Source organism: Gryllotalpicola sp. CP2-P1, from assembly GCF_057512245.1.
In genome coordinates this window covers 1-9,455 of sequence record NZ_JBLRDT010000105.1, presented here as the reverse complement: position 1 = coordinate 9,455, position 9,455 = coordinate 1, and the positions used below count along the sequence as shown (strand labels likewise).

11 protein-coding genes are annotated in these 9,455 nt (G+C 70.0%); 5 read left to right on the top strand and 6 right to left on the bottom strand.

Features of this window, described 5'->3' with window-relative positions; translation table 11 throughout:
* The 3 genes from ACM2XV_RS09465 to glmS form a co-directional block, all read right to left on the bottom strand.
* Positions 1–262, bottom strand: a 262-nt coding sequence (locus ACM2XV_RS09465; RefSeq protein WP_487026748.1) for an alanine racemase, incomplete at its 3' end; no start/stop codon positions are given.
* The gene (locus ACM2XV_RS09460) at positions 255–644 is read right to left on the bottom strand and encodes a holo-ACP synthase (RefSeq protein ID WP_344776369.1); all 390 of its coding nucleotides are present in this window, start codon (positions 642–644) and stop codon (positions 255–257) included. The genes ACM2XV_RS09460 and ACM2XV_RS09465, both read right to left, overlap by 8 nt.
* Before the next feature lie 19 nt (positions 645–663).
* On the bottom strand, positions 664–2,514 hold the full coding sequence (glmS, locus tag ACM2XV_RS09455; protein WP_487026747.1) for a glutamine--fructose-6-phosphate transaminase (isomerizing): 1,851 nt from the start codon (positions 2,512–2,514) through the stop codon (positions 664–666).
* A 65-nt stretch (positions 2,515–2,579) separates the two neighbouring features.
* Between glmS and coaA the strand changes: the two genes are divergently transcribed.
* Together coaA and ACM2XV_RS09445 are read left to right on the top strand one after the other, a co-directional pair.
* On the top strand, positions 2,580–3,527 hold the full coding sequence (gene coaA / locus ACM2XV_RS09450; protein WP_344776373.1) for a type I pantothenate kinase: 948 nt from the start codon (positions 2,580–2,582) through the stop codon (positions 3,525–3,527).
* 24 nt (positions 3,528–3,551) lie between these two features.
* Positions 3,552–4,586: a GNAT family N-acetyltransferase gene (locus tag ACM2XV_RS09445; protein ID WP_487026746.1), complete on the top strand. Its 1,035-nt coding sequence runs from the start codon at positions 3,552–3,554 to the stop codon at positions 4,584–4,586.
* 77 nt (positions 4,587–4,663) lie between these two features.
* Here ACM2XV_RS09445 and glmM read toward each other — a convergent pair whose 3' ends face one another.
* The 3 genes from glmM to rplM are packed head-to-tail and all read right to left on the bottom strand — an operon-like array spanning position 4,664 to position 7,025.
* Positions 4,664–6,028: a phosphoglucosamine mutase gene (gene glmM, locus ACM2XV_RS09440; protein WP_487026745.1), complete on the bottom strand. Its 1,365-nt coding sequence runs from the start codon at positions 6,026–6,028 to the stop codon at positions 4,664–4,666.
* Between the two features lie 27 nt (positions 6,029–6,055).
* Positions 6,056–6,541: a 30S ribosomal protein S9 gene (gene rpsI / locus ACM2XV_RS09435; RefSeq protein ID WP_344776379.1), complete on the bottom strand. Its 486-nt coding sequence runs from the start codon at positions 6,539–6,541 to the stop codon at positions 6,056–6,058.
* Positions 6,542–6,578: 37 nt separating this feature from the next.
* On the bottom strand, positions 6,579–7,025 hold the full coding sequence (gene rplM / locus ACM2XV_RS09430; RefSeq protein WP_344776381.1) for a 50S ribosomal protein L13: 447 nt from the start codon (positions 7,023–7,025) through the stop codon (positions 6,579–6,581).
* A 302-nt stretch (positions 7,026–7,327) separates the two neighbouring features.
* Here rplM and ACM2XV_RS09425 point away from each other — a divergent pair, with 302 nt between their 5' ends.
* The 3 genes from ACM2XV_RS09425 to ACM2XV_RS09415 form a co-directional block, all read left to right on the top strand.
* Positions 7,328–8,095 (top strand): acylneuraminate cytidylyltransferase family protein, encoded by a 768-nt coding sequence (locus ACM2XV_RS09425; RefSeq protein ID WP_344776383.1) that lies wholly within the window; start codon positions 7,328–7,330, stop codon positions 8,093–8,095.
* Positions 8,092–8,964 carry an N-acetylneuraminate synthase family protein gene (locus ACM2XV_RS09420; protein WP_344776385.1) on the top strand — a complete coding sequence of 291 codons (873 nt, stop codon included), beginning with the start codon at positions 8,092–8,094 and terminating at the stop codon, positions 8,962–8,964. Before ACM2XV_RS09425 ends, ACM2XV_RS09420 begins: the two co-directional genes overlap by 4 nt.
* A 1-nt stretch (position 8,965) precedes the next feature.
* On the top strand, positions 8,966–9,455 hold a 490-nt coding region (locus ACM2XV_RS09415), incomplete at its 3' end, for a DUF6716 putative glycosyltransferase (protein ID WP_487026744.1).

Genomic DNA, 9,455 nt, shown 5'->3' with positions numbered 1-9,455 from the left:
CGACGATCGGCGCGTCGATGCCGGCCGCCCGCAGCTCGAGCGCCTCTTCGATGACGGCGACGCCCAGCCAGTCCGCGCCGCCCGCGAGCGCCGCGCGGGCCACCGGAACGGCGCCGTGCCCGTAGGCGTTCGCCTTCACGACGGCGATGAAGTGCTCCGTGCCGAATCGTTCCCGCAGGGCGCGCACGTTCGAGGTGATCGCCTCGAGATCGATGAGCGCCTCGTGGAAGCCGATCGCGCCGCGGGCCGCCCGGTCAGACATCCGTCACCCCTGCGCCCGTGCCCGTGGCCCCGTCGCCCTCGGCGACGACGAAGGCTGCCGCCACCCCGCCGTCGTGCGTGAGCGACAGGTGCAGCCGCTTCACGCCGTGCGCGGCGACCACGTCGGCGACCCCGCCGTGCAGGCGGAACCCGGGGTCGCCGTGCTCATCGGGCACGATCTCGATGTCGGTCCAGACCAGGCCGTCCGAGCGCCCGAGCGCCTTGATCAGCGCTTCCTTCGCGGCGAAGCGGGCGGCGAGCGAATCCGACCCCAGGCCGCGTTCGCTCTCGGCGAACAGCCGCTCGATCAGGCGCGGGGTGCGCTCGAGCTGTCGGGCGAAGCGCTCGAGCCCGACGACGTCCACGCCGATTCCCGTGATCATGAGGTCTGCGTCTGCGCCGCTACTCGACCGTCACGGACTTGGCGAGGTTGCGCGGCTGGTCGACATCGAGGCCCTTCGCGGTCGCCAGCTCCATCGCGAAGATCTGCAGCGGCACGACCGCGATCAGCGGCTCGAAGAACTTGCCCGCGAGGGGAAGGGCGATCACCTCGTCGGCGAACGGCAGCACTGCGGCATCCGCCTGCTCGGCCACCGCGATGACGCGCGCGCCGCGCGCCCGGATCTCCTGGATGTTCGAGATCACCTTGCGGTGCATCTCTTCGGAGTGCCGCGGACTCGGCACGAGGACGAACACCGGCAGACCCGGCTCGATCAGGGCGATCGGGCCGTGCTTGAGCTCGCCGGCCGCGAAGCCCTCGGCATGGATGTACGCGAGCTCCTTGAGCTTGAGAGCACCCTCGAGCGCGATCGGGTAGCCGACGTGGCGGCCGAGGAAGAGCACGGCAGAAGCGGTGCCCATCCAGTGCGCGAGCTCGGCGATGCGCTCGTGCTCGCCGGTCGCGAACCGGATCTTCTCGGGAACGGCGACGAGCTCCTCGATCAGCTCGCGGCGCGCCGCCTCGTCGAGCGTGCCCTTGACCCGGGCGAGCTGAAGGCCGAGCAGGTACAGCGCCGTGATCTGCGCCACGAACGCCTTCGTCGACGCGACGGCGACCTCCGGGCCGGCGTGGGTGTACAGCGCGGCATCCGATTCGCGCGGAATCGTCGCCCCCTGCGTGTTGCAGATCGAGATCGTGCGCGCGCCGAGCTCACGGGCGTACTTGACCGCCATCAGGGTGTCCATCGTCTCGCCGGACTGACTGATCGAGACGACCAGCGTGTTCGGCCCGACGATCGGATCGCGGTAGCGGAACTCGTGCGCGAGCTGCACATCGACGGGCACGCGCGCCCAGGCCTCGATCGCGTAGGTGCCGACCTGGCCCGCATACGCCGCGGTGCCGGCCGCGACCACGATGATGCGGTCGACCTCGCGCAGCACCTCGTCGCCGAGGGCCTCGAGCTCGGGAACCTTGACGTCGCCCTCGTGGATGCGCTCGCGCAGGGTGTTGGCGACCGCGTCGGGCTCTTCGGTGATCTCCTTCAGCATGAAGCTCGACCAGCCGCCCTTCTCGGCGGCCGACGCGTCCCACTGCACCTCGAACGGCTCGAACGGCACCGCGTTCCCGTCGAAGTCGGTCACCTCGACGGAGTCGGGCGTGATGACCACCATCTCGTCCTGACCGATCGCCACGGCGCGGCGGGTGAACTCGATGAACGCGGCGACGTCGCTGCCGAGGAAGTTCTCGCCCTCGCCGAGGCCGATCACGAGCGGCGAGTTGCGGCGGGCGGCGACGACGACGCCGGGGGCGTCCTCGTGCACGGCGAGCAGGGTGAAGGCCCCGTTCAGCCGCTTCAGCACCGTGCGGAACGCCGCGCGCAGGTCGTGGGTGCGCGCGTACTCGACGCCGAGCAGCTTGGCGGCGACCTCGGTATCGGTCTCGGAGTCGAAGACGACGCCCTGCTCGAGCAGCTCGGTCTTCAGATCGTGGAAGTTCTCGATGATGCCGTTGTGGATGAGGGCGAGCTTGCCGTCGTCACCCAGGTGCGGGTGCGCGTTCTGGTCGGTCGGGCCGCCGTGCGTCGCCCAGCGCGTGTGGCCGATGCCGGTTCCGCCGGTCGCCAGGGGGTGCTGTGCCAGCTCGTCCTGCAAGGCCCCGAGCTTGCCCGCCTTCTTGGCGGTGTGCAGGCCGCCGTCGGCGCCGATCACGGCGACGCCCGCCGAGTCGTAGCCGCGGTACTCGAGCCGCTTCAGCCCGCCGAGCAGAACGCCGACCGAGTCACGCGTGCCGACGTATCCGACGATTCCACACATGCGGGCCAGTCTAGAAGGGCGCGACTGGGCGTTCGCGCCCGAGCGCCTCCCTAGAATTGGGCATCATGACCGACAACGGCGCCGCCGCCACGGGCGCACTGACGCCGTTCGTCGAGCTCGACCGCGCCGACTGGTCGGAACTCGCCCGCAGCACGCCCCAGCCGCTCACCGAGACCGAGGTCGTGCAGCTGCGCGGGCTCGGCGATCTGCTCGACATGCGCGAGGTGGCCGAGGTCTACGTTCCGCTCTCGCGTCTGCTCAACCTGTATGCCGCCGGCACGCAGGCGCTGCATCGCGCGACCAGCGACTTCCTCGGCGAGCGCGCGGCGCGCACGCCGTTCGTGATCGGCGTCGCGGGCTCCGTGGCCGTCGGCAAGTCGACGGTCTCGCGGCTGCTGCGCGAGCTGCTCAGCCGGTGGGACAACACGCCACGGGTCGAGCTAATCACGACCGACGGATTCCTGTACCCGAACGCCGAGCTCGAGCGGCGCGGCCTCATGGGCCGCAAGGGCTTCCCCGAGTCCTACGACCGGCGCGCGCTCATGCGCTTCGTCACCGATGTGAAGTCGGGCGTCCCCGAGGTACGCGCGCCCTTCTACTCGCACCTCAGCTACGACATCGTGCCGGATGCCCAGGTGATCGTGCGCCAGCCCGACATCCTCATCGTCGAAGGCCTCAATGTGCTGCAATCGCCCGCAGCCGGCAGCCTCGCCATCAGCGACCTGTTCGACTTCTCCGTCTACGTCGACGCGGCCACGAGTTCGATCGAGCGGTGGTACGTCGAGCGCTTCCTCAAGCTGCAGCAGGGCGCCTTCGCGAACCCGCAGTCCTACTTCCACCGCTATGCCGACCTCAGCGAGGACCAGGCGGTCGCCGTCGCGCACGAGATCTGGAAGTCGATCAACGAGCCGAACCTCATCCAGAACGTCCGCCCGACGCGCAGCCGCGCGAAGCTGGTGCTGCGCAAGGGGCCGGAGCACAAGGTCTCATCGGTGCTTCTCCGCAAGCTCTGAACCTGCCCGTGCCAAGGTGTACTCGTGGCCGAGTTGAGTCCCCTGCACGAGCGCGTCGATGCGCCGCAGCGGCTCGCGCTGCCCATCCACCCCGACATCGCCGCCTGGCGCCCGCTCACCCCTGACGACCTCGACGAGCTCACCGCGCTGCAGCAGGCCGCCGACGCCGTCGACCACCCCAGCTGGACGACACCGCGCGAAGACCTGCTCGAAGAGCTGACCCACAGCTACATCGACCTCGCCCATGACTCGCTCGCCGGCCTGTCGGCAGACGGCCGCATCGTCGCGTGGGGGCTCAACGTGATGCCGCCGGGCGCCGAGACCGTGGTCAGGGTGTTCCTGCACGGCACGACGCACCCCGAGGTGCGCGGAGCCGGTATCGGCCGGCAGCTGCTGCAGTGGCAGCGCGGTCGCGCGCAGCAGATGCTGAAGAGCTGCGACCTGCCGCTGCGCGGGTGGATCCTGCAGTACCTCTCCGCGAGCAATGTCGCCGGCATCCGGCTCGCCGAGCTGCTCGGCTTCCACGCCGCGCGCTACTTCGCAACGCTGACGCGCGATCTCTCGCAGCCGCTGCCCGTGGTGCCCGCACCGCCCGGCGTCGCGATCGTGCCGTGGTCCGACGAGCTGTCGGCCGACGTGCTCGCGGCGAAGAACGAGGCGTTCCGCGACCACTGGGGCAGCCAGCCGACCTCGGGCGAGCAGTGGGCGAAGATCGCCGGGGGCGAGTTCTTCCGCCCCGAGCTGTCGTTCATCGCCCTCGCCGATGACGAGCACACGGTCGCCGGGCTCGTCGTCACGAGCGTTCTCGAGCACGACTGGCCGCACCAGGGCTACACGAGCTCATACGTCGGGCTGGTGGGGGTGCGGCGCGCGTGGCGGGGCCGCGGCATCGCCCCCGCGCTGCTCGCGCGCACGCTCGAGGCCACCGTCGCCGCCGGTCTGGAGCGCGTCGTGCTCGATGTCGACACCGAGAACCCCTCGGGTGCCGTCGACCTCTACACGAGCCTCGGCTTCGTGCCTGACGACAGCCGCGAGGTCGCGATGCTGCTCGCCTACTGACGCGCGACCACGCGGGTCGACTCGGCGAAGCCGACGCGGGTCGATTCGGCGAAGCCGAATGGAGACCCCGACGACCCCTAGACCGCCAGCTCGGCCTTCACGACGTCGGCGAGCTTCTGCGCATATGCCAACGCGGTGTCGTCATCGGCCGCCTCGACCATGACCCGGATCATCGGCTCGGTGCCGCTCGGGCGCAGCACGACACGTCCCGTGTCGCCGAGCTCGGCGTCGACCTCAGCGACCGCGCGCGCGATCACCTCGTTGCCCGCGAGCCCGTCGCGGTCGACGCCGCGCACGTTGACGAGTTCCTGGGGGAACACCTTCATGACGGAGGCCAGCTCTGCGAGCGTCTTGCCCGTGCGCGCCATCTCAGACAGCAGGGTGAGGCCGGTGAGGGCGCCGTCACCCGTCGTGGCGAACTCGGAGAGGATGACGTGCCCCGACTGCTCGCCGCCGACGGAGTAGCCCTCTTCGTTGATCTTCTCGAGCACATAGCGGTCGCCGACAGCGGTCGTCACGACTTCGATGCCGTGCTCTGCCATGCAGCGGTGCAGGCCGAGATTGCTCATCACGGTGGCCACGAGCGTGTTCTTCGCGAGCTTGCCGCGGTCCTTCAGCGACAGGGCGAGGATCGCCATGATCTGGTCGCCCGTGACCTCGTTGCCGTTCGCGTCGACCGCGAGGCAGCGGTCGGCGTCGCCGTCGTGCGCGATGCCGACGTCGGCGCCCGCGTCGAGAACGGCGCGCTTGAGGTTGTCGATGTGCGTCGAGCCGACGCCGTCGTTGATGTTGAGGCCATCGGGGTCGGCGCCGATGAGGGTCACCTTGGCGCCGGCGAGCGCGAATGCCTCGGGGGATGTCCCGGCGGCGGCGCCGTTCGCCGTGTCGAGCACGACGTGGATCCCGTCGAGCCGATGCGGCAGCGACTCGATGAGGTGCACCACATAGCGGTCCTCGGCGTCCGCGAAGCGGCGGATGCGGCCGACGTCGCCCCCGGTCGGCGTCCACTTCGGCTGCGTGAGGGCCGCCTCGATGCGGTCCTCGACGACGTCGGGCAGCTTGGTGCCGCCACGGGCGAAGATCTTGATGCCGTTGTCGGGCGCGGGGTTGTGCGATGCCGAGATCATGACGCCGAAGTCGGCACCGATGTCGGCAATGAGATAGGCCGCCGCGGGGGTCGGGATCACTCCGGCGTCGAGCACGTCGACGCCGGACGAGGCCAACCCGGCCGCGACGGCCGAGACGAGGAATTCGCCGGAGATGCGGGGGTCGCGTGCGACCACCGCGGTGGGGCGCTTGCCTGCAGCGCGCCGGGCATCGGCCTCACGGCCGGTGCCCAGCACGATCGCCGCCGCCTGTGCGACTCTCAGAGCCAGTTCGGCAGTGAGAACGTCGCCGTTCGCGAGACCGCGAACACCATCGGTTCCGAAGAGGCGGGGCATTGCAGGGCGCCTACGGTTCTCGCGCGCTTAGCGCTTCGAGAACTGCGAGGCCTTGCGGGCCTTCTTGAGACCGGCCTTCTTGCGCTCGGTGACGCGCGCGTCGCGCGTCAGGAAGCCGGCCTTCTTGAGGGTGGCGCGGTTGTTCTCGCGGTCGATCTCGTTCAGCGCGCGAGCGATGGCGAGGCGCAGGGCGCCCGCCTGGCCCGAGGGGCCGCCACCGGTGATGCGAGCGACGACGTCGTACGAGCCGACGAGGTCGAGCACCTTGAAGGGGTCGGTGATCAGCTGCTGGTGCAGCTTGTTGGGGAAGTAGTCCGCGAACTCGCGGCCGTTGACGGTGATGGTGCCGGCGCCGGGGATGAGGCGAACGCGCGCGATGGCCTCCTTGCGGCGACCCACTGCGGCACCCGGAACGCTCAGCACAGGGCGGGCGGCGACGGCGGCCTCGGCGGCCGGGGTCTCGGTCGTGAAGCTCTCGGGAGCCTCGTCGATCTGGTCAGCGATCTTTGCCACTTGATTCAGTCCTTAGAAAGTCTTTGTTCCGGCGCGCTTACTGGGCGACCTGCGTGAAGGTGTACGGCTTGGGCTGCTGGGCCGCGTGCGGGTGGACGTCACCCGTGTAGACCTTGAGCTTGCCCAGCTGCTGACGGCCGAGCGAGTTCTTCGGCAGCATGCCGCGGATCGCCTTCTCGACGGCGCGGACCGGGTTCTTCTCGAGCAGCTCGGCGTAGCCGACGGCCTTGAGGCCGCCCGGGTAGCCGGAGTGACGGTAGGCCTTCTTCTGCAGGGCCTTCTGGCCGGTCAGAGCGACCTTGTCGGCGTTGATGATGATGACGAAGTCGCCCGTGTCGATGTGCGGGGCGAACGTCGGCTTGTTCTTGCCGCGGAGGATCGCGGCGGCGTGGCTGGCCAGACGGCCGAGAACCACATCGGTGGCGTCGATGACGACCCAGTCGCGCTGGATCTCGCCGGCCTTGGGGGTGTAGGTGCGCGTCACAGGAGTAACTGCTTTCTATCGGAGTTGGATGGTCGTGAATCCCGCTCCCTTAGGGTGTTCTGCCCGGATCGGGGAGAACACCACAGGTGGAGGGCTCAACTTCGGGTGCGTGCGCAGGCACACGGCACCAAAGATCTAGCCTACCGGAGCCGCGCCGCCCCGGCAAACCGGCGGGCGAGTGACGACGAGCCGGCGGCGGGCCGGCTGCGGGCGAACGCGAAAGCCAACTGTTCACCCTCCGTCCACCAGCGCGTGGGCCGGACGTTCACCGAGGGCGACGTGCGCCGATCTAGCTTGACGGCATGCACCGCCCACAGAGCGATCGCGTCGCAGGGCGCGGTCAGACCGTCGTCGCCGTGATCCCGGCGCGAGCGGGCTCGCGCGGCGTCCCCGAGAAGAACATCCAGCCGGTGGGCGGGGTTCCCCTCATCGCCCGCGCGGTCGCCGCGGCATCCGCCGCCGAGCTCATCGACGTGGTCGCCGTCTCGACCGACGGGGCGGCCATCGCAGCGGCGGCACGCGCGGCGGGTGCCGAGATCATCGACCGCCCGGCCGCCCTCGCGAGCGACACCGCGTCGAGCGAGGCCGCCCTGTTGCACGCCCTCGACGAGCTCGAGGCTCGCGGCATCCGCGCCGATGTCCTCGTCTTCATCCAGGCGACGAGCCCCTTCATCTCGCCTGCCGATCTCGACTTCGCGATCACCCGCATCCTCACCGACGAGAGCGACGTCGTGCTCGCCGCCGCCGAGTCGCACGCGTTCCTGTGGCGCATGACGGATGCCGGAGCGCAGGCCATCAACCACGACGCCTCGTTCCGGCCGCGCCGGCAGGACCGCGAGCCGCAGTACGTCGAGACGGGCGCGTTCTACGTCATGCGCGTCGAAGGCTTCCGCGCCGCGGCCTTCCGCTTCTTCGGCCGTATCGGCATCGCCGTCACCGACGAGCGGCACTCGCTCGAGATCGACACCCCCGATCAGCTCGCCCTCGCGGACGCGCTGGCCCGCCAGGAGCTCGCCCGCGACGGCGCCGGCTCCGGCACACCCGCCCTCACGACGAAAGGCCGCTCATGACCGTTCACATCGGCGAACACGCCATCGGCGAAGGCCGACCCGTCTACGTCATCGGCGAGATCGGGCTGAACCACAACGGCGACGTCGACATCGCCAAGCAGCTCATCGATGTCGCCGCGGATGCGGGCGCACAGGCCGTCAAGTTCCAGAAGCGCACGCCCGAGATCTCGACCCCCGAGCACATGAAGAACACGCCGCGCTCGACGCCGTGGGGCGACATGACGTACCTCGAGTACCGCTACCGCGTCGAGTTCACCCGCGAGCAGTACATCGAGATCGGCGATCACGCCACGATGCGCGGCCTCGACTGGTTCGCCTCGCCGTGGGATGTGCCGTCCGTCGACTTCCTCGAGGACCTGAACGTCTGCGCGTACAAGGTCGCCTCGGCCTCGGTCACCGACCTCGAACTGCTCGACGCGATGGCGGCGACCGGCAAGCCCGTCATCCTCTCGACCGGCATGTCGACCCTCGACGAGATCGACGCGGCCGTCGCGCGCTTCGACCGCGAGAAGCTCGTGCTGCTGCACGCGACGTCGACCTACCCGCTGCCCGCGGAGGAGGCGAACCTGCGCATGATCGGCTCGCTGGGCGCGCGCTACGCCGGCATTCCCGTGGGCTACTCGGGCCACGAGCCAGGCCTGCAGATCTCGATCGCGGCGGTCGCGCTCGGCGCCGTCGCCGTCGAGCGCCACATCACGCTCGACCGCACGATGTGGGGCTCCGACCACGCGGCATCCCTCGAGCCGCACGGCCTGCAGAACCTGGTGCGCGACATCCGCATCATCGAGCAGGCCATGGGCGACGGCGTGAAGCGCGTCTTCCCCGGCGAAGAGGCACCCAAGGCCAAGCTGCGGCGCGTCGGGGCGTAGCTTGCGCCGCATTCTCGGGGTCATCGATTCCGATTCCTACGCGAAGTGGGGCGCGTCGCTGCTCGCACAGCTCGGCCCGGGCTGGGCCGTCGAGCTCGTCGAGATCGAGTCGCGGCTCGCCGCGAGCGACGCGCAGCTCGCGTTCGCGCTCGCGGGCACGGGGTTCCGGGCGGATGCCGCACCGCGGGCATCCTTGCGCGAGATCGTCGAGCACCTCGCCCGCGGAGGCCACGACGCGGTCTTCGTCTCGACGAGCGGTGCCGTCTCTGAGGCGGTCATCACCGAGATCACACGGCGGGTGCACCCGCGGCCGGTCATCATGACGGGTCTGCCCGGCATCTCGATCCCCGCCAAATACAAGGGCGTCTTCCGGCGCGCCCAGGCCGACCTCTTCGTGCTGCACAGTCACCGCGAGCTGCGTGCGTACCGCGAGCTGTCCGAACGGCGCGCGGTCCCCCACAACTATGCCCTCGCGACGCTTCCGTTCCTCG